Annotated in this window: 16 protein-coding genes; 13 read left to right on the top strand and 3 right to left on the bottom strand. The window is 70.5% G+C overall.

What is annotated here, in order from left to right; genetic code table 11:
• The first annotated feature begins 5 nt into the window (after window positions 1-5).
• From Q0599_RS23255 to mgtA, 5 genes are all read left to right on the top strand, one after another.
• Window positions 6-929, top strand: coding sequence for a hydrogen peroxide-inducible genes activator (locus Q0599_RS23255; protein WP_298834996.1), 924 nt, complete (start codon window positions 6-8; stop codon window positions 927-929).
• Window positions 930-1,057: 128 nt separating this feature from the next.
• Window positions 1,058-3,271: a catalase/peroxidase HPI gene (katG, locus tag Q0599_RS23250; RefSeq protein ID WP_298834994.1), complete on the top strand. Its 2,214-nt coding sequence runs from the start codon at window positions 1,058-1,060 to the stop codon at window positions 3,269-3,271.
• 83 nt (window positions 3,272-3,354) lie between these two features.
• Window positions 3,355-3,867, top strand: coding sequence for a Dps family protein (locus Q0599_RS23245; protein WP_298834991.1), 513 nt, complete (start codon window positions 3,355-3,357; stop codon window positions 3,865-3,867).
• A 16-nt stretch (window positions 3,868-3,883) separates the two neighbouring features.
• Complete coding sequence (locus tag Q0599_RS23240; RefSeq protein ID WP_298834989.1) at window positions 3,884-4,495, top strand: DJ-1/PfpI family protein; 612 nt, start codon at window positions 3,884-3,886, stop codon at window positions 4,493-4,495.
• Complete coding sequence (gene mgtA, locus Q0599_RS23235; RefSeq protein WP_298834987.1) at window positions 4,479-7,055, top strand: magnesium-translocating P-type ATPase; 2,577 nt, start codon at window positions 4,479-4,481, stop codon at window positions 7,053-7,055. Before Q0599_RS23240 ends, mgtA begins: the two co-directional genes overlap by 17 nt.
• A gap of 3 nt (window positions 7,056-7,058) precedes the next feature.
• Here mgtA and Q0599_RS23230 read toward each other — a convergent pair whose 3' ends face one another.
• A complete protein-coding gene (locus Q0599_RS23230; RefSeq protein WP_298834985.1) occupies window positions 7,059-7,943 on the bottom strand; it encodes a DNA-formamidopyrimidine glycosylase family protein in 885 nt (294 codons plus the stop codon).
• Between the two features lie 43 nt (window positions 7,944-7,986).
• Between Q0599_RS23230 and Q0599_RS23225 the strand changes: the two genes are divergently transcribed.
• On the top strand, window positions 7,987-9,615 hold the full coding sequence (locus Q0599_RS23225; protein WP_298834983.1) for a peptide chain release factor 3: 1,629 nt from the start codon (window positions 7,987-7,989) through the stop codon (window positions 9,613-9,615).
• A gap of 6 nt (window positions 9,616-9,621) precedes the next feature.
• On the opposite strand, the gene Q0599_RS23220 is transcribed toward Q0599_RS23225, so the two are convergent.
• Window positions 9,622-10,323 carry an RES family NAD+ phosphorylase gene (locus tag Q0599_RS23220; RefSeq protein WP_298834981.1) on the bottom strand — a complete coding sequence of 234 codons (702 nt, stop codon included), beginning with the start codon at window positions 10,321-10,323 and terminating at the stop codon, window positions 9,622-9,624.
• 8 nt (window positions 10,324-10,331) lie between these two features.
• Window positions 10,332-10,730, bottom strand: coding sequence for an antitoxin Xre-like helix-turn-helix domain-containing protein (locus Q0599_RS23215; protein ID WP_298834979.1), 399 nt, complete (start codon window positions 10,728-10,730; stop codon window positions 10,332-10,334).
• 91 nt (window positions 10,731-10,821) lie between these two features.
• Here Q0599_RS23215 and ubiA point away from each other — a divergent pair, with 91 nt between their 5' ends.
• The 7 genes from ubiA to Q0599_RS23180 all read left to right on the top strand — a co-directional run bounded on the left by ubiA (window position 10,822) and on the right by Q0599_RS23180 (window position 18,456).
• On the top strand, window positions 10,822-11,694 hold the full coding sequence (gene ubiA / locus Q0599_RS23210; protein ID WP_298834977.1) for a 4-hydroxybenzoate octaprenyltransferase: 873 nt from the start codon (window positions 10,822-10,824) through the stop codon (window positions 11,692-11,694).
• A 110-nt stretch (window positions 11,695-11,804) separates the two neighbouring features.
• Complete coding sequence (gene atzF / locus Q0599_RS23205; protein WP_298834975.1) at window positions 11,805-13,676, top strand: allophanate hydrolase; 1,872 nt, start codon at window positions 11,805-11,807, stop codon at window positions 13,674-13,676.
• Window positions 13,677-13,689: 13 nt separating this feature from the next.
• A complete protein-coding gene (locus Q0599_RS23200) occupies window positions 13,690-15,297 on the top strand; it encodes an ABC transporter substrate-binding protein (RefSeq protein WP_298834973.1) in 1,608 nt (535 codons plus the stop codon).
• A gap of 3 nt (window positions 15,298-15,300) precedes the next feature.
• Window positions 15,301-15,516, top strand: a complete 216-nt coding sequence (locus tag Q0599_RS23195) for a DUF4089 domain-containing protein (RefSeq protein ID WP_298834971.1) — start codon at window positions 15,301-15,303, stop codon at window positions 15,514-15,516.
• The gene (locus Q0599_RS23190) at window positions 15,513-16,898 is read left to right on the top strand and encodes an AtzE family amidohydrolase (protein WP_298834970.1); all 1,386 of its coding nucleotides are present in this window, start codon (window positions 15,513-15,515) and stop codon (window positions 16,896-16,898) included. Before Q0599_RS23195 ends, Q0599_RS23190 begins: the two co-directional genes overlap by 4 nt.
• Before the next feature lie 11 nt (window positions 16,899-16,909).
• Window positions 16,910-17,311 (top strand): oxalurate catabolism protein HpxZ, encoded by a 402-nt coding sequence (gene hpxZ, locus Q0599_RS23185; protein ID WP_298835213.1) that lies wholly within the window; start codon window positions 16,910-16,912, stop codon window positions 17,309-17,311.
• 83 nt (window positions 17,312-17,394) lie between these two features.
• Window positions 17,395-18,456, top strand: coding sequence for a BMP family ABC transporter substrate-binding protein (locus tag Q0599_RS23180; RefSeq protein WP_298835212.1), 1,062 nt, complete (start codon window positions 17,395-17,397; stop codon window positions 18,454-18,456).
• The last annotated feature ends 9 nt before the right edge of the window (window positions 18,457-18,465 follow it).

The following is an 18,465-nucleotide window of genomic DNA, read 5'->3' as shown; positions in this document are numbered from 1 at the left end:
CCGGCATGACGCTCACCGAACTCCGCTACATCGTCGCTGTCGCCCGCGAGAAGCACTTCGGCCGCGCGGCCGAGGCCTGCTTCGTCTCGCAGCCCACGCTCAGCGTGGCGATCAAGAAGCTGGAGGAGGAGCTCGACGTGAAGATCTTCGAGCGCGGCGCCAGCGAGGTCAGCGTCACGCCGCTGGGCGAGGAGATCGTGCGCCAGGCACAGTCGGTGATCGAACAGGCGGCAGCCATCAAGGAGATCGCCAAGCGCGGCAAGGACCCGATCTCCGGCCCGCTGCGCCTGGGCATCATCTACACCATCGGGCCGTACCTGCTGCCCGACCTCGTCAAGCAGGCGATCGAGCGCGTGCCGCAGATGCCGCTGATCATCCAGGAGAACTTCACCACCAAGCTGCTGGAGATGCTGCGCACCGGCGACCTCGACGCGGCGATCATGGCCGAGCCCTTTCCCGACACCGGCCTGGCGGTGGCGCCGCTGTACGACGAGCCCTTCATGGCCGCGGTGCCGAAGACGCACCCGCTGGCCAAGCGCCGGAGCATCACCGCCGAGGAGCTGAAGAACGAGACCATGCTGCTGCTGGGCACCGGCCACTGTTTCCGCGATCACGTGCTCGAGGTCTGCCCGGAGTACGCGCGCTTCTCCAGCGATGCCGAGGGGATCCGCAAGAGCTTCGAGGGCAGCTCGCTCGAGACCATCAAGTACATGGTCGCCTCGGGCATGGGCGTGACGGTGGTGCCGCAGCTCTCGGTGCCGAAGGAACCGCAGTCGCACGTCACCTACGTCCGGTTCGCGGCGCCGGTGCCCACGCGCCGCGTGGTGCTCGCGTGGCGGCGCACTTTCACGCGCTACGAAGCGATCGCGGCGCTGCGCAACGCCATCTACGCCTGCGAGCTGCCGGGCGTGAAGCGCCTGACCGACTGAGCCGCGCCGCGGCTATCGCGGCCATAGTCCACAAGGCTATCGCGCCCTTCGAGGCAATTGCTTTGACCGGCGGCGACAGGGTTCCTAGAGTGGATGCATCGCTTCAACATCCCCTGTCAGGAGACCCGATGACGCACTCCGCACCTCACGCCGCCACCGCTTCGGGATGCCCGTTCGGACACGGTGCTCCCAGGAACGCCGTGGCGGGCGCTCCGACGAACGCCGACTGGTGGCCGAATCAGCTCAATCTGAAGATCCTGCACCAGCACTCCGACCGGTCCGACCCGATGGGCAGGGACTTCGACTACGCCGAGGCGTTCAACAGCCTGGACCTGGACGCCGTGGTGAAGGACCTGCATGCCCTGATGACGGACTCGCAGGACTGGTGGCCCGCCGACTGGGGCCACTACGGTGGCCTGATGATCCGCATGGCCTGGCACAGCGCCGGCACCTACCGCATCTCCGATGGCCGCGGCGGCGCAGGCACGGGCAACCAGCGCTTCGCGCCCGTGAACAGCTGGCCGGACAACGGCAACCTCGACAAGGCGCGCCGGCTGCTGTGGCCGATCAAGCAGAAGTACGGCCGCAAGCTCTCCTGGGCCGATCTGATGATCCTCGCGGGCAACGTGGCACTGGAATCGATGGGCCTCAAGACCTTCGGCTTTGCCGGCGGCCGGCCGGACATCTGGGAGCCGCAAGAGGACATCTACTGGGGCCCCGAGAAGGCCTGGCTGGGCGACCAGCGCTACAGCGGCGACCGCCGGCTCGACAACCCGCTGGCCGCCGTGCAGATGGGCCTGATTTACGTGAACCCGGAAGGGCCGAACGGCAACCCGGATCCGGTCGCCTCGGGCCGCGACGTGCGCGAGACCTTCGCGCGCATGGCGATGGACGACGAAGAGACGGTGGCGCTGGTGGCCGGCGGCCATACCTTCGGCAAGGCCCACGGCGCGGGCGACCCGGCGCTGGTCGGCCCCGAACCCGAAGGCGCGTCGATCGAGGAGCAGGGCCTGGGCTGGAAGAACGGCTTCGGCACGGGCAAGGGCGTGCACACCACCACCAGCGGCATCGAAGGCGCCTGGAAGCCCCACCCCACGCGCTGGGACAACGGCTACTTCGACATGCTGTTCGGCTACGAGTGGGAGCTGACGAAGAGCCCGGCCGGCGCGCACCAGTGGGTGGCGAAGAACTGCAAGCCCGAGCACCTGATCCCTGACGCGCACGACCCCGCGAAGAAGCATCCGCCGATGATGACCACGGCCGACCTGTCGCTGCGCTTCGATCCGGCCTACGAGAAGATCTCGCGCCGCTTCCACCGGGACCCGAAGGCGTTCGCCGACGCCTTCGCCCGCGCCTGGTTCAAGCTGACGCACCGCGACATGGGCCCGCGCGCCCGCTACCTCGGCACGCTGGTGCCCGAGGAAGTGCTGATCTGGCAGGACCCGATCCCGGCGCTCGACCATGCGCTGGTCGACGGGCAGGACATCGCGGCGCTGAAGGCCCAGGTGCTGGCCTGCGGCCTGAGCATCCCGCAGCTGGTGCGCACCGCCTGGGCGTCGGCGTCGACCTTCCGCGGCAGCGACAAGCGCGGCGGCGCCAACGGCGCGCGCATCCGCCTGGCGCCGCAGAAGGACTGGGAAGTCAACCAGCCGGCCGAACTAGCCACGGTGCTGGCCCGGCTCGAGGCGATCCGGGAGGCCTTCAACGGCGCGGCCACCGGCGGCAGGAAGGTCTCGCTGGCCGACCTGATCGTGCTGGCCGGGGGCGCGGCCATCGAGGCGGCGGCGAAGCAGGCCGGCGTCGAGGTCACCGTGCCGTTCACGCCGGGCCGCATGGACGCCTCGCAGGAACAGACCGATGCGGCCTCGTTCGCGGTGCTGGAGCCCCAGGCCGACGGATTCCGCAACTACGCGCGCAAGGGCCTGGAGGAATCGGCGGCCGAGTGGCTGGTGGACAAGGCGCAATTGCTGACCCTGACCGCGCCCGAGATGACGGTGCTGGTCGGCGGCCTGCGTGCCTTGAACGCCAACGTGGACGGGGCGGCGCACGGCGTCTTCACCCGGCGGCCCGGCACCCTGAGCAACGACTTCTTCGTCAACCTGCTGGACATGCGCACGAAGTGGCAGAGGTCCGCCACCGAGGGTGTGCTCGAAGGGCGTGACCGGTCCACCGGCGAACTCCGGTGGACCGCCACCGTGGTCGACCTCGTGTTCGGCTCGAACTCGCAGCTGCGCGCCCTCGCGGAGGTCTACGCGGCCAGCGACGCGCAGGCCACCTTCGTGCGCGACTTCGTGGCCGCCTGGACCAAGGTGATGAACCTCGACCGCTACGACATCGCCTGAGCGTTGTCGCCTGTCATTGGCTCGACCCTGCCACTTCGCTACAGTGGCAGGGTCGCACCCGTCCCGAACAAGGAGCCTCGCGCATGGCGAAGAAGAGCAAGACCCCCTCGAAGTCGGCCGGCCCGGCGATCAACATCGGCATCAGCGAGAAGGATCGCGCGGCCATCGCCGGTGGCCTGTCGCGCCTGCTGGCCGACACCTACACGCTGTACCTGACGACGCACAACTTCCACTGGAACGTCACCGGGCCGATGTTCAACACCCTGCATGCGATGTTCATGGCGCAGTACACCGAGCTGTGGAACGCGGTCGACCCGATCGCCGAGCGCATCCGCTCGCTCGGCTCACCGGCGCCGGGCTCCTACGCGCAGTTCGGTGCACTGGCCTCGATGAAGGACGCACCGGCCAAGCCGCCCAAGGCGATGGAGATGGTGAAGATCCTCGTCGACGGCCATGAAGCGGTGGCGCGCACCGCGCGCAGCATCTTCCCGCTGGCCGACGCCGCCGGCGACGAGCCCACCGCCGACCTGCTCACCCAGCGCCTGACGGTGCACGAGCAGACCGCCTGGATGCTGCGCTCGCTGCTCGAAGACTGAGCGCGGAGCAGGCCTCGTGCGCATCGCAATCCTGACCTTCGACGGCTTCAACGAGCTCGACTCGTTCATCGCGCTGGGCCTGCTCAACCGGCTCGGCACCATGGGGTGGAAGGCCGAGATCGCCAGCCCGACCTCGTACGTCACCTCGATGAACGGGGTGACGGTCCAGGCGCAGCGGCCGCTGGAGTTCGCCAACGAGGCCGACGCGGTGATCTTCGGCAGCGGCATCTACACCCGCGCCATCGCCGAGAACAGCAAGTTGCTCGACCGCCTGCAGCTCGACCCCCTGCGCCAGCTGATCGGCGGGCAATGCTCGGGCGTGCTGCTGATGTCGCGCCTGGGCCTGCTCGCCGACGTGCCCGCGTGCACCGACCTGACCACCAAGCCCTGGGTCGTGGAAGCAGGCGTGCGCGTGATCGACGCGCCCTTCCATGCGCGCGGCCCGGTGGCCACGGCCGGCGGATGTCTCGCTTCGCAGTACCTTGCCGCCTGGATCATGGCGCGGCGAGCGGGATTCGACGCTGCTGCACAGGCGCTGCACTACGCGGCGCCGGTGGGCGAGAAAGAGGCCTACGTCGAGCGGCTGCTGCAGGTGGTGCGGCCGTTCGTGGATGCACCGGCGGCCTGAACCGTCCTCCGGGCCGGGGCGCCCTGCGGGGCGCCTCGACCCGGTCGCGCACTGGTGGAGCCTCGGCGCGGACGACCTGCTGGCCGCGCTGGGTTCGAGCCGCGAGGGCCTCTCCCCGCGCGAAGCCGCCCGGCGGCTGCGTTTCCATGGCCGCAACGCGGTGCGCGACGACGACTCGCCGAGCTGGCCGCGGCTGCTGCTGCGCCAGTTCGCCAGCCCGTTGGTGCTGATCCTGCTGTTCGGCGCCGCCGTCTCGATGGCCCTGCGCGACTGGACCGAGGCGTTGGTCATCATCGCCATCGTGGCCGGCAGCGCGCTGCTCGGCTTCGCGCAGGAAGCGCGCGCTTCGGCAGCGATCGCGCGGCTGCGTCGCCGCCTCGCCCTGCACGCGCAGGTGTTGCGCGGCGGCGTGGCGCGCACCGCGCCGGCTGGGCAGCTGGTGCCCGGTGACGTCGTGACGCTGGCCGCCGGCAACCTGGTGCCGGCCGACGCGCTGGTGCTCGCGGCGAAGGACTTCCTCGTCACCGAATCGGCCCTCACCGGCGAGTCGCTGCCGGTGGAGAAGCGTCCCGGCATCAGCCCGCCGCTGGCGCCGATGGCGCGGCGCGAGAACTGCGTCTTCCTCGGATCGTCGGTGCGAAGCGGCACGGCCACCGTGGTGGTGGCCGCGACCGGTCCCGACACCGCCTTCGGCGCCGTCGCGGCGCGACTCTCGCAGCGCGAGCCCGAGACCGACTTCGCGCGCGGCGTGCGCCGCTTCGGCGAGCTGCTGTTGCGCGTGATGATCGTGATGGTGCTGTTCGTCGTGGTGGTCAACCAGTGGCTGGGCCGGCCGATGGTCGAGTCGCTGATGTTCGCCGTGGCACTGGCCGTCGGGCTTTCGCCCGAGCTGCTGCCGGCCATCGTCAGCGTGACGGTCTCGCGCGGCGCCCGCGCGATGGCACAGCGCGGCGTGCTGGTGCGGCGTCTGGACGCGATCGAGAACCTCGGCAGCATCGATGTCCTGTGCACCGACAAGACCGGCACGCTCACCGTCGGCGACATGGCGCTGCACGGTGCGCTCGGCCCCGCCGGCGAGCCTTCGCCGTCGGTGCTGCGCTGGGCGCACGCCAACGCGGCGCTGGAGACCGGCATCGCCAACGCGCTGGATGCCGCGCTGGTGGCCGCCGGCCGGCAGCAGGGCCTGAGCGCAGACGGTCTGCACAAGGTCGACGAGATCCCTTACGACTTCCAGCGCCGGCGGCTGACCATCGTGGTCGCCGAGGACGTGGCCACGCATCGCATCGTCACCAAGGGTGCCTTCGACAACGTGCTCGCGGTGTGTGCCGAGTGGCGTGCGGGCGATGCGGCACGGCCGCTGGACGACGGCGCGCGCCGGCAGCTTGCCGCGTTCTTCCGGGAACGCAGCGAGGCAGGCTTCCGCGTGCTGGCGCTGGCCACGCGGCGCCTGCCGGCCCAGCCACGCTACGCGGTGGCCGACGAGACCGGCCTGTGCTTCGAAGGCTTCCTGCTCTTCGTCGATCCGGTCAAGCCCGGCGCCGCGCAGACGCTGCGTGAACTCGCCGCGCTGGGCATCCGCGTCAAGGTGATCACCGGCGACAACCGCCACGTCGCGGCGCATGTGGCCGGTGCGCTGGGACTGGCCACCGACACGCTGCTGACGGGGGAGCAGCTCGCCGGCATGCGCGACGAGGCCCTGTGGGAACTGGCCCAGCGCGCCGACGTGTTCGCCGAGATCGACCCGCAGCAGAAGGAGCGCATCGTGCACGCGCTGCAGCGCACCGGCCACGCGGTGGGCTACCTGGGCGACGGCATCAACGACGCGCCGGCGCTGCACGCCGCCGACGTCGGCATCTCGGTCGACCAGGCAGTCGACGTGGCGCGCGAGAGCGCCGACATCGTGCTGCTGCGCCCCGACCTCGACGTGCTGCGGCGCGGCGTCGAGGATGGCCGACGCACCTTCGCCAACACGCTCAAGTACATCGGCATCACCACCAGCGCCAACTTCGGCAACATGGTCAGCATGGCGCTGGGCACCCTGTTCCTGCCCTTCCTGCCGCTGGCGGCCAAGCAGATCCTGCTCAACAACTTCCTCTCCGACCTGCCCTCGATCGCCATCTCCACCGACCGCGTCGATGCCGAGCGGCTGGCCACGCCGCAGCGCTGGCAGGTGGGCGAGCTGCGGCGCTTCATGATCGCCTTCGGGCTGGTGTCGACCGTTTTCGACCTGCTCGCCTTCGTGGTGCTGCACCGCTGGTTCGATGCCGACGAGGCCACCTTCCAGACGGCATGGTTCACGCTGTCGCTGCTGACCGAACTGGCGGTGGTGCTGGTGCTGCGCACGCGCGGCGCCTTCTGGCGCAGCGCGCCGAGCCGACTGCTGTGGCTGACCACGCTGGGGGTCGGCGCGGCCGCGCTGCTGCTGCCGCTCGTGCCGGCCGTGCGGGCGCTGTTCGGCTTCGTCGAGCTGGCGCCGCCGATGCTGGCCGCCCTGGCGGGCGTACTGCTCGCCTACTTGCTCGCCAACGAACTGCTCAAGCGGCGCATCGGTGCGGCCTGAGGCTCACACGTCGTCGATGTGCCGCGGCCAGCTCGCCTTGAGCAGGCGCGACAGCGCCCTGTCGGCGAGCAACTTGCCGCCGGTCTGGCAGCGCGCGCAGTAGTTGGTCTCGTTGTCGGCGTGGACGATGCGCTGCACCGGCGCACCGCACACCGGGCAGGGCAGGCCGAAGCGGCCGTGCACCGCCATCTCGGAGCGAAAGGCCGTCACGCGCTTCGGCCAGCCCCCGGCCCGTGACGCTTCTTCGCGCAGCCGATCGGTCCACTCGCGCAGCACGGCCTGGGCGGCGTCGCGCAGGCGCTCGATCTCCTCGGGCTTCAGCGAACGGCTCAGCGCCACGGGGGAGAGGCGAGCGCGGTGCAGGATCTCGTCCGCATACGCGTTGCCGATGCCGCTGAACAGCGCGGGGTGGGTGAGCGAGCGCTTCAGCGTGTGGTTCTCCGCCTGCAGGCGCTGGGCATAGGCTGCGCTGTCGCTGCCGAGCGGCTCGATGCCGCCCGGGTCGGCCGCCTGCAGCGCCTCCCGGCCGGCCAGCAGGTGCAGCGAAGCACGGCGCCGCGTGCCAGCTTCGGTGAGCACCAGCGTGCCCGCGTCGAATTCGAGCGCGAGCAGCGCGCTCTTCGCCGGCCTGGCGCCGGCCGCCAGCCACTGCAGCCGGCCGGCGAGCATCAGGTGGATGACGAGGAAGTACTCGCCGTCGAGCGCGATCACCACGCGCTTGCCGACCCGCCCCAGCCCGGCGACGCGGCGACCCTCGGCGTTGCCCACCGGCGGCACGGCGGTGCGCAGCACGAAGGGATTCATCACGCGCACGCGCTGCAGCGTCGCGCCCTGCAGCCTGGCTGCCAGGCTCTCGACGTAGACGGTGATGTCCGGCAGTTCCGGCATGCGGCGCAGTGTGCATCAGCCGGACAGGGATAATCGCGGCCCCATGTCCGATCTCACCCCCCAGGTCCGGCGCCGCCGCACCTTCGCCATCATCTCCCACCCTGACGCGGGCAAGACCACGCTGACGGAGAAGCTGCTGCTGTTCTCCGGCGCGATCCAGATCGCCGGCAGCGTGAAGGCACGCAAGGCCTCGCGCCATGCGACCTCCGACTGGATGGAGATCGAGAAGCAGCGCGGCATCTCGGTGGCCTCGTCGGTGATGCAGATGGAGTACCGCGACTGCGTCATCAACCTGCTGGACACGCCGGGCCACCAGGACTTCTCGGAAGACACCTACCGCGTGCTCACCGCAGTGGACGCTGCGCTGATGGTGATCGACGCGGCCAATGGCGTCGAGCCGCAGACGCGGCGGCTGCTGCAGGTCTGCCGCGCGCGCAACACGCCCATCCTCACCTTCGTCAACAAGATGGACCGCGAGGTGCAGGAGCCGCTGGCGCTGATGGACGAGATCGAGCGCGAGCTCGGCATGTCGGTCGTGCCTTTCACCTGGCCGGTCGGCATGGGCAAGGTGTTCGGCGGCGTGCTCGATCTGCGCAAGGACCAGATGCGCGTGTTCTCGCCCGGCGAGGACCGCATGAAGGATGGCGGCGACGAGATCATCGACGGCCTGGCCAATCTCGCACTCGCCGAGCGCTTCGGCGCTGCCTACGCGCAGGCGGCCGGCGAGGTGGAGCTGGTGCGCGAGGCCGCGCCGGCCTTCGACGAGCAGCAGTTCCTCGAGGGCCACCAGACGCCGATGTTCTTCGGCTCGGCGATCAACAACTTCGGCGTGCAGGAGGTGCTCGACGCGCTGGTCGACCTGGCGCCCAGCCCGGGCCCGCGCCACGCCATCCAGCGCGAGGTGCAGCCCGACGAGCCCAAGTTCAGCGGCGTGGTCTTCAAGATCCAGGCCAACATGGACCCGGCACACCGCGACCGCATCGCCTTCGTGCGCGTGGCCTCGGGCCACTTCGAGCGCGGCATGCGGCTGAAGGTGGTGCGCTCGGGCAAGGAACTGCGGCCCAACACGGTGGTGAGCTTCCTGTCGCAGCGCCGCGAGCTGCTCGACGAGGCCTTCGCCGGCGACATCATCGGCATTCCCAACCACGGCGTGCTGCAGCTCGGCGACACGCTCACCGAGGGCGAGAGCCTGCAGTTCACGGGCCTGCCGTTCTTCGCGCCGGAGATGTTCCGCACCGTGGAGGTGGCCGACCCGCTGAAGACCAAGCAGCTGCGCGCCGGCCTGACGCAGCTCGGCGAGGAGGGCGCGATCCAGGTGTTCCGCCCGGTGGGCGGCTCGATGCTGCTGCTCGGCGCGGTGGGCCAGCTGCAGTTCGAGGTGGTGGCGCACCGCCTCGAGCACGAATACGGCTGCAAGGCGCGCATCCAGCCGGCGCGCTACAACGTGGCGCGCTGGGTGACCTGCGACGACGCCGACGGCGGCGAGCGCGAGCTCAAGCGCTTCGTCGACGGCAACTCGCACCGCGTCGCCTACGACGCGGTGGATGCGCCCTGCGTGCTGCTGGAATACGCCGGTGAGCTGCGCGCGATGCAGGAGAACTGGCCGAAGATCAGGTTCCACGCGCTGCGCGAGCACGCGGGTCTGGTCTTCCACAAGCAGATGGACGGCTGAGCCGGCTCAGGTCTCGATCGGGATCGTCAACCGGTCTTCGTCGTGCAGCATCAGCGCCTGCGTGGCGGTGACCTTGCACACCCAGGTCTCGAGGCTGTGCGCCGCCGGCAGGCTCAAGGCCTGCGGGGCCAGCACCGCGCCGCAGGTGCCGCCGCTGCGGCGCACCGACGCATAGCGGATCCACTGCGCCTTGCCGTGCGCACGCGCCGCGCGGGCCAGGGCCTGGCAGGGGCCGTAGTCGCTGCGCAGCGTCCAGGCATCGGCGGCGGCCGACCAGGGCGCGCGGCGCAGGTCGAGAACCACGCCCTTCACCTGGGCCTGGAAGAAGGTGTGCTCGGTGACCAGCTCGCCGTCTCGCAGCCCCTCGCTGTCCATCAGGAAGCGCCAGCGCCAGTAGCCGACCTCGGTGCAGGCGGTCCCGCGCTCCTTCGCGCCGTACCAGACGCCCGGGTCGGTGCCGGAGCGAAAGCGCGAACCGTAGGGCGAGCGGTAGCGGAAGGGCGTGGCCAGCAGGTAGTGCAGTCCTTCGGCGGCGGTCGGCAGCGCCGGCTTGCTGGCTTCGAGCAGGCGTTCCAGCGTGGCCTGGTCGTCCAGGCTGTCGACCAGGCGCAGCGTCGCCACGCGGTGCTGGGCCTCGACGCCGCGCCACAGCAGCGACGAGGCGCTGCGCAGCGGCGTGGCGAACCAGTCGTCGCGCCAGGGCTGCATGGTCCCTGTCAGACCGGCGCGCGCATCGCGTCGAGGTAGGCCACGGCCGCCACCAGGCCCTGCGCACCGAGGATCATCGTGGCCGGCACGCCGCCGAGTGCGTCGTTGTGGCTGCGCATCCAGGCCAGACGGCGCGGCTCATCGTTGCCGACCAGCGCGTCGAGCGAGCGGTACAGGCGCACCAGCAGCAGCGCCAGCTCGCCCTCCTTGGAGTCCGGCGATAGACCGCGCTCGCCGCGCAGCATGCGCGACACCGTGGCCTCGCTGACGCCGAGGATGCGCGCCAGCGCCGCGCCGTTCAGGCCCAGCAGCGCAGCCGCGCGCTGGGTGGCGGTGGCCAGCACGGCCGCCTGCGCCGCCGCATCGGGGGCCGGCTGGCGGCGTGAGGGCAGGGACGCTGTACGCATGTCAGATGAAAGATTAGATCAATTGTCATTCATGTGCAAGTGCAATGGCAGGCCCCGAGGGGCTTCGCCAGGACATCGCACAATGGCAGTCATGAACACGCTCGCCGCCCCGTCGCGCCTGGCGCTCTACCTGAACCTGATCCGCTGGGACCGCCCCGCCGGCACCTACCTGCTGCTGTGGCCGACGCTGTCGGCGCTGTGGCTGGCCGCACAGGGCTTTCCGGGCTGGCATCTGCTGGCCGTTTTCGTGCTCGGCACCTTCCTGATGCGCAGCGCCGGCTGCGCCGTCAACGACGTGGCCGACCGCGAGTTCGACCGCCACGTCAAGCGCACCGCGCAGCGCCCGGTGACCAGCGGCGCGCTGAGCGCGCGCGCGGCGCTGGTGTTCGGCGCGGCGCTCGCCTTCGTCGCCTTCCTGCTCGTGCTCACCACCAACCTCGCCGCCGTCCTGTGGAGCTTTGCGGCGCTGGCGGTGACGATCTTCTATCCGTTTACCAAGCGCTTCTTCTCGATGCCCCAGGCGGTGCTGGGCGTGGCGTTCAGCTTCGGCATTCCGATGGCTTTCGCGGCGGTGACCGGCGCGGTGCCGGCGCTGGCCTGGTGGCTGCTGCTCGGCAACCTGTTCTGGGTGCTCGCCTACGACACCGAGTACGCCATGGTCGACCGCGACGACGACCTGAAAATCGGCATCCGCACCTCGGCGATCACCCTCGGCCGCTTCGACGTCGCCGGCGTGATGGCCTTCTACGCCGGCTTCGTGGCCATCTGGGCCTGGCTCGGCGCAAGCCTCGGGCTGTCCTGGCCGTACTTCGCCGGACTCGCTGCGGCGGCGGTCATCGCCGGCTGGCACTACACGCTGATTCGCGCGCGCAGCCGCGACGGCTGTTTCCGCGCCTTCCGCCTCAACCACTGGGTCGGATTCGCGGCGTTCGCGGGCATCGTCGCGGACTTCGCGTTGCGCTGAGCCGCACGCGCCCCAATTCGGCGCGCGGCGCACCGCCGCGGCTCGCGCCGCGACCACGCCCGGCGCTGCGCTGATTCGCCCTCCCGGAGGTGCACCCCCTTGCGCGGGCCATGGCATGGTTTCTGCTGCATTCCTGCTTGTATACCAGCAGGTGCACCCAAACCGTGATTCCGCCCCCCGTCACGCTCGCTGACTGGCAGCAGGCCTACCGCGACGGCGCCTCGCCGGCGGCATTGCTGGGCGCGCTGCGCGAGCGGCTTGCTGCGCGCGGCGCCGACCCGGCGGTGATCCGCCTGGTGAAGGACGACGAGTTGCGTGCGCGACTCGCCGCGCTGGATGGCGCGGCCGCGGCGCATGCCGACCGCGCCGCGCTGCTCGCGGCGATGCCGATGTTCGGCGTGCCCTTCGCGGCGAAGGACAACATCGACGTCGGGGGTGTCGAGACCACGGCGGCCTGCCCGGCCTTCGCGCACCGCGCGGCGCGCAGCGCGAGCGTGGTGCAGCGGCTCGAGGCAGCTGGCGCGGTATGGATCGCCAAGACCAACCTCGACCAGTTCGCCACCGGCCTGGTCGGCACGCGCTCGCCCTATGGGCGGCCTGCCAGCGCACTGGCCCCTGAGCGCATCAGCGGCGGATCGAGCTCGGGCTCGGCGGTGCTCGTCGCGCGCGGCGACGTGCCGTTCTCCCTGGGCACCGACACCGCCGGCTCGGGCCGCGTACCGGCCGGCTTCAACCAGATCGTCGGGCTGAAGCCGACGCCGGGGCGGGTCAGCACCGTCGGCGTGATGCCGGCCTGCCGCAGCCTGGACTGCGTCTCGGTGTTCGCCCACACCGTCGACGACGCGGCCGCGGTGCTCGCCGGCATCGAAGGCGCCGACGCCGCCGACGCCTACAGCCGCTTCGCGCCGGGTCCGGCCGCGTGGGCGCCGCGCCTTCGCGTCGGCGTGCCGGGCCGCACCGAGTTCTTCGGCGACGCAGGCTATGTGGCGGCCTGGCCGCAGGCCATCGAACGTCTCGCCACCCTCGGCCACGAGGTGGTGACGGTGGATTTCGAGCCGCTGCACGAGGTCGCCGCGCTGCTCTACGACGGCCCATGGGTGGCCGAGCGCCACGCCGCGGTGCGCACGCTGCTGGCGCAGCACCCCGAAGCCTTCGACGACACGGTCCGGCGCGTCATCTCGCGCGCGCTCGAGATGAGCGCCACCGACGCGTTCGTCGCCCAGTACCGTCTGCGCGAGCTGGCGCAGCGCGCCGCCGCGATCTGGTCGAGCTGCGACCTGCTGATGGTGCCCACCACCACCGGCCACCCGCGATTCGCCGATGTCGACGCCGATCCGGTGGGCGTCAACTCGCAGCTCGGCCGCTACACCAACTTCGTCAACCTGCTGGACTGGTGCGCGATCGCGGTGCCGGCCGGCACCACCGCCACGGAGCTTCCCTTCGGCGTGAGCTTCATCGCGCGCTCCGGCCACGACGCGGCGCTGGCCCGCTTCGCGCGCCGCTGGCAGAGCGCGACGGCCTTGCCGCTGGGGGCCACGGGCGCGATGCGCACGCTGCCCGCGCAGCCGCCGGCCGCCTGGCCGTGCAGCGAGCCGCTGCTGCCGATCGCCGTGGTCGGCGCGCACCTGTCGGGCCTGCCGCTCAACGGCCAGCTGATCGAACGCGGTGCCACCCTGCTCGAGGCCACGACCACTGCGCCACGCTACCGGCTGCATGCACTGCCCGGCACGGTGCCGCCCAAGCCCGGGTTGGTGCGCGACGAAGCGAGCGGTCTTGCCATCGCGCTCGAAATCTGGGCGATGCCGCAGTCGGCGGTAGGCAGCTTTCTTGCATTGATCCCCGCGCCACTCGGCCTCGGTTCGATCGAACTGGCCGACGGCCGGCGCGTGCACGGCTTCCTCTGCGAGGCGCACGCCGCTGCCGCGGCGCCCGACGTGAGCGCATTCGGCGGCTGGCGCGCCTATCTCGCCTCTCTTCACTGAACCGGAGTCATCGATGGACCGTCGTCGCTTCATCCAGTCGGGCAGCGCCGCTGCCGCCCTCGGCGCACTGCCGATCGCCGCACAGGCCCAGGCCCGGCCGAAGGACGTGCTGGTCGTCGCCAACGAGTTCGGACCGAACTCGCTGGACATCCATACCGTCGGCGCCAACCGCCCGGCCTACGGCGTGAGCTGGCTCTGCTACGACCGGCTGATGACCTACGGCAAGAAGACCCTGCCCGACGGCCGTGTCGTCTACGACCGCAACAAGCTCGACCCCGAGCTGGCCGAGAGCTGGCAGATCGCGCCGGACGGCGGCTCGGTGACCTTCAAGCTGCGCAAGAACGCCAAGTTCCACGATGGCACCCCGGTGACCGCGAAGGACGTCAAGTGGAGCTTCGACCGCGCCGTGACGGTGGGCGGCTTCCCGACCTTCCAGATGGCCGCCGGGTCGCTGGAGAAGCCCGAGCAATTCGTCGTTGTCGACGACCACACCTTCCTGGTCAAGTTCCTGCGCAAGGACAAGCTGACGATGAACGATCTGGCGGTGCCGGTGCCGTGCATCTTCAACAGCGAGCTGGTGAAGAAGAACGCGACGCCGCAGGACCCCTGGGGCCTGGCCTGGACGCGCAACAACACCGCCGGCGGCGGCGCTTTCAAGGTGGAGGCCTTCCGCCCCGGGCAGGAGATCGTCTACGTGCGCTTCGACGACTGGAAGAGCGGCGCGCTGCCCAAGCTGCGCCGGGTCGTGCAGCGCGAGGTGCCCAACGCCGGCAACCGCCGCGCGCTGCTGCTCAAGGGCGACATCGACATCACCTACGACCTGCCGCCGAAGGACTTCTCCGAGCTGTCGAAGGAGGGCGCCGCCGTGAAGGTGACCAGCACGCCGATCGAGAACGCGATGTTCTACCTCGGCATGAACGTCACCAAGGCGCCGTTCGACAACCCGAAGATCCGTCAGGCGGTGGCGCTGGTGCTGCCTTACGAGAAGATGTTCGACAACGCGCTGTATGGACGCGCGATCAAGCTGTACGGTGCGCCGAACGCCAAGGTCACCAGCACCGCCTGGCCGCAGCCCACCCCCTACAAGACCGACCTCGCGAAGGCCAAGGCGCTGATGGACGAGGCCGGCGCCGGCGCCGGCTTCGAGACCACGCTGAGCTTCGACCTCGGCAGCGGCACGATCAGCGAGCCGATGGCGATCCTGATCCAGGAATCGCTCGCGCAGATCGGCATCAAGGCGCAGATCAACAAGATTCCCGGCGCCACCTGGCGCGCGGCGCTGCTGAAGAAGGACCTGCCAATGGTCATCAACCGCTTCGGCGGCTGGCTGGACTTCCCCGAGTACTTCTTTTTCTGGTGCTACCACGGCCAGAACGCGGTGTTCAACACGATGAGCTACCAGAACGCCAAGCTCGACAAGATCATCAGCAACGCGCGCTTCGCCGAGAGCAAGACGCTGTACGACTCGTTCGTGAAGGACATGATCCAGATCGCCTACGACGAGGTGCCGCGCGTGCCGCTGTTCCAGCCGACCATGGACGTGGCCATGCAGAAGGGTGTGCAGGGCTACATGTACTGGTTCCACCTGCAGCCGGACTATCGGCAGCTCTCGAAGGCCTGAGCCATGAGCGCGCTCTCGCCGCAGCAGGTCGACGCCATCGTGAGGGCGAACGCGGACGCGCTCGGCCTGCCGATCGCCGCCGACCACCGGCCCGGCGTGAACGCCTTCTTCGCGCTCGCCGCCGGCATGGCCGAGCGGGTGCTGGCCGAACCGCTGACGCACGAGGACGAGTCCGGCAGCGTGTTCCGCCCGGTCCCGCCACGAGGACCCGTCGCATGAAGGCCGTCGAGATCGCGGCGCAGGTGCGCTCCGGCGCGCTGTCGGCGAGCAGCGCCGTGCAGTCCAGCCTCGCGCGGATCGCCGCCACCGAGCCGAAGGTCAACGCCTTCACCGCCGTGCTCGCCGAGCGAGCGCTCAGGCGCGCGGCGCAGATCGACAAGCACACGCGCCGCGCCGAGCTGTCGCTGGCCGGCGTGCCCTTCGCGGTGAAGAATCTGTTCGACGTCGCCGGCCTGCCGACGCTGGCCGGCTCGAAGATCGAGCGCGACGCGCCGCCTGCGACGCGCGACGCGCTGCTGGTGCGCCGGCTGGAGGCGGCCGGTGCGATCCTGGTGGGCGCACTCAACATGGACGAGTACGCCTACGGCTTCACCACCGAGAACACCCACTACGGGCCGACGCGCAATCCGCACGACCTCGCGCGCATCTCCGGCGGCTCCTCCGGGGGCTCGGCCGCCGCCGTCGCTGCGGGTCAGGTGCCGATCACGCTGGGCTCCGACACCAACGGTTCGATCCGCGTGCCCTCGTCGCTGTGCGGCACCTTCGGCCTGAAGCCGACCTATGGCCGGCTGCCGCGGTTGGGCAGCTACCCCTTCGCCGCCAGCCTGGATCACCTGGGCCCGTTCGCACGCAGTGTGGCCGACCTCGCATTCGCCTACGACGCGATGCAGGGACCGGCGCCGGACGATCCGCACTGCGCGCAACGCCCGCCCGAGCCGACGCGCACCCAACTGGATGCACGCGCCGAAGGCCTGCGCGTGGCCGTGCTCGGCGGCTGGTTCCGCGAGATGGCGATGCCCGAGGCGACCGCCGCGGTCGACGCGGTCGCGCAGGCGCTGGGCACCTCGCGGCTGGTCGAGCTCGACGGCGTGGACCGGGCGCGCGCCGCCGCCTTCCTGATCACCAACGCCGAAGGCGCCAACCTGCACCTGGCCGACCTGACGAGGCGGGCGCAGGACTTCGAGCCGCTGTCACGCGACCGCTTCCTCGCCGGCGCGCTGCTGCCCGCGGCCTGGATCGTGCAGGCACAGCGCGTGCGCCATGCCTTCGCCCGCCAGCTCGCACGCGTGTTCGAGACCGTCGACGTGCTGCTCGCCCCCGCCACCCCCTGCGTCGCGCCGGCGATCGGCACCGAGTGGCTGGAGATCGACGGTCAGCGTCTGCCGGCGCGCCCGAGCCTGGGGCTGCTGACGCAGCCGATCTCGTGCATCGGCCTGCCGGTGGTGACCGTGCCGCTGTGGGGCATGAATCCGGCGCTGCCGCACCTGCCGATCGGCGTGCAGGTGATCGCCGCGCCATGGCGCGAGGACCACGCCTTGCGCGTCGCGGCGCAGCTCGAGTCGCTGGGGCTGGCCGCATCGCCGGCAGCGGCGCTGCAGTAAGGGGCATGCACGTGGACGTGAACCTGCCCGACGTGCATGCCGAGGTCAGCGCGGTCTTCGCGATCTACGAGCACGCGCTCGTCAGCAACGACGTGAGCCTGCTCGACGCGCTGTTCTGGGACTCGCCGCACACCGTGCGCTACGGCGTGGCCGAGAACCTGGTCGGCATCGAGGCCATCCGCGCCTTCCGCGCGGCCCGTTCGCCCGTCGGCCTGCAGCGCGCGCTGAAGAACACCGTGATCACCACCTTCGGTCGTGACTTCGCCACCGCGATGACCGAGTTCGTACGGCCCACCGGCAGCGGCCGCCAGAGCCAGACCTGGGTGCGCACCGCCGCCCCGGGGCATGGCGGCTGGCGCGTGGTCGCCGCCCACGTGAGCCTGTTGCCGCCGCCCGTTTCCACACCATCTTGAACGAGGAGAACCGCATGAGCCATCCCACCCCCGATGCGCTGCGCCGCCAGCTGCTGACCGCCGGCGCGCTGGGCGCCGGATCCATGGTGCTGCCCGGCGCGCTGCGCGTCGCGCTCGCCCAGACGCCGATCACCGTCGGCGTGATCTACGTCGGCCCGCGCGGCGACTTCGGCTACAACCAGGCGCAGGCACAGGCCGCCGCGGCGATCAAGAAGCTGCCCGGCGTGAAGGTGGTCGAGGAAGAGAACGTGCCCGAGACCGTCGCCGTGCAGAAGACCATGGAGGCAATGATCAACCAGGACAAGGCCTCGCTGATCTTCCCGACCTCGTTCGGCTACTTCGACCCGCACATGCTGAAGATGGCGGAGAAGTACCCCAAGGTGCGCTTCGCCCACTGCGGCGGCATGTGGACCGAGGGCAAGCACCCGAAGAACACCGGCAGCTACTTCGGCTACATCGACGAGTGCCAGTACCTCGCCGGCGTCGTCGCGGGCTACACCAGCAAGACCAAGAAGCTCGGCTTCATCGCCGCCAAGCCGATCCCCCAGGTGCTGCGCAACATCAACGCCTTCACGATGGGTGCACGCTCGGTCGACCCGAGCATCACCACGCGGGTGATCTTCACCGGCGAGTGGTCGATGCCGGTGAAGGAGGCCGAGGCCGCGACCAGCCTGATCGACCAGGGCGTGGACGTGCTGACCTGCCACGTCGACAGCCCGAAGGTGATCGTCGAGACGGCCGAGAAGCGCGGCATCTTCTCCAGCGGCTACCACGCGAGCCAGGCCGCGCTGGCGCCCAGGGGCTACCTCACGGGTGCCGAATGGGACTGGGCCACGCCCTACAACGCGCAGATCAAGGCGGCGCAGTCGGGCGCGGCCATGCCCAACTTCCTGCGTGGCGGCCTGAAGGACGGCTACGTGAAGATGTCGCCGTACGGCGCGGCGGTCGGCGCGGCGGCACGGGCCAAGGCCGACGAGATCAAGGCGGCGATGATCAAGGGCGGCTACTCGATCTTCAAGGGCGGCCTGAAGGACAACAAGGGTTCGGTGGTCATCCCGGCGGGCAAGAACCTCGACCAGTTCGATGCCGAACTGGAGCGGATGAACTACCTCGTGGAGGGTGTGGTCGGATCGCTTCCCGGCTGACGGGCCCGA

Source organism: uncultured Piscinibacter sp., from assembly GCF_937952055.1.
Classification (GTDB): domain Bacteria; phylum Pseudomonadota; class Gammaproteobacteria; order Burkholderiales; family Burkholderiaceae_C; genus Piscinibacter.
The sequence above is the reverse complement of the archived record's forward strand: the minus strand, read 5'-3'. Positions and strand labels throughout refer to the sequence as shown.

Coding starts and splice junctions, on each gene's coding strand:
- Q0599_RS23255 (WP_298834996.1), top strand. CDS start 6: ATGACGCTCACCGAACTCCGCTACATCGTCGCTGTCGCCCGCGAGAAG.
- Q0599_RS23195 (WP_298834971.1), top strand. CDS start 15,301: ATGAGCGCGCTCTCGCCGCAGCAGGTCGACGCCATCGTGAGGGCGAAC.
- Q0599_RS23190 (WP_298834970.1), top strand. CDS start 15,513: ATGAAGGCCGTCGAGATCGCGGCGCAGGTGCGCTCCGGCGCGCTGTCG.
- atzF (WP_298834975.1), top strand. CDS start 11,805: ATGGCATGGTTTCTGCTGCATTCCTGCTTGTATACCAGCAGGTGCACC.
- Q0599_RS23200 (WP_298834973.1), top strand. CDS start 13,690: ATGGACCGTCGTCGCTTCATCCAGTCGGGCAGCGCCGCTGCCGCCCTC.
- katG (WP_298834994.1), top strand. CDS start 1,058: ATGACGCACTCCGCACCTCACGCCGCCACCGCTTCGGGATGCCCGTTC.
- Q0599_RS23180 (WP_298835212.1), top strand. CDS start 17,395: ATGGTGCTGCCCGGCGCGCTGCGCGTCGCGCTCGCCCAGACGCCGATC.
- Q0599_RS23220 (WP_298834981.1), bottom strand. CDS start 10,323: ATGCAGCCCTGGCGCGACGACTGGTTCGCCACGCCGCTGCGCAGCGCC.
- Q0599_RS23225 (WP_298834983.1), top strand. CDS start 7,987: ATGTCCGATCTCACCCCCCAGGTCCGGCGCCGCCGCACCTTCGCCATC.
- Q0599_RS23230 (WP_298834985.1), bottom strand. CDS start 7,943: ATGCCGGAACTGCCGGACATCACCGTCTACGTCGAGAGCCTGGCAGCC.
- Q0599_RS23245 (WP_298834991.1), top strand. CDS start 3,355: ATGGCGAAGAAGAGCAAGACCCCCTCGAAGTCGGCCGGCCCGGCGATC.
- mgtA (WP_298834987.1), top strand. CDS start 4,479: ATGCACCGGCGGCCTGAACCGTCCTCCGGGCCGGGGCGCCCTGCGGGG.
- Q0599_RS23215 (WP_298834979.1), bottom strand. CDS start 10,730: ATGCGTACAGCGTCCCTGCCCTCACGCCGCCAGCCGGCCCCCGATGCG.
- ubiA (WP_298834977.1), top strand. CDS start 10,822: ATGAACACGCTCGCCGCCCCGTCGCGCCTGGCGCTCTACCTGAACCTG.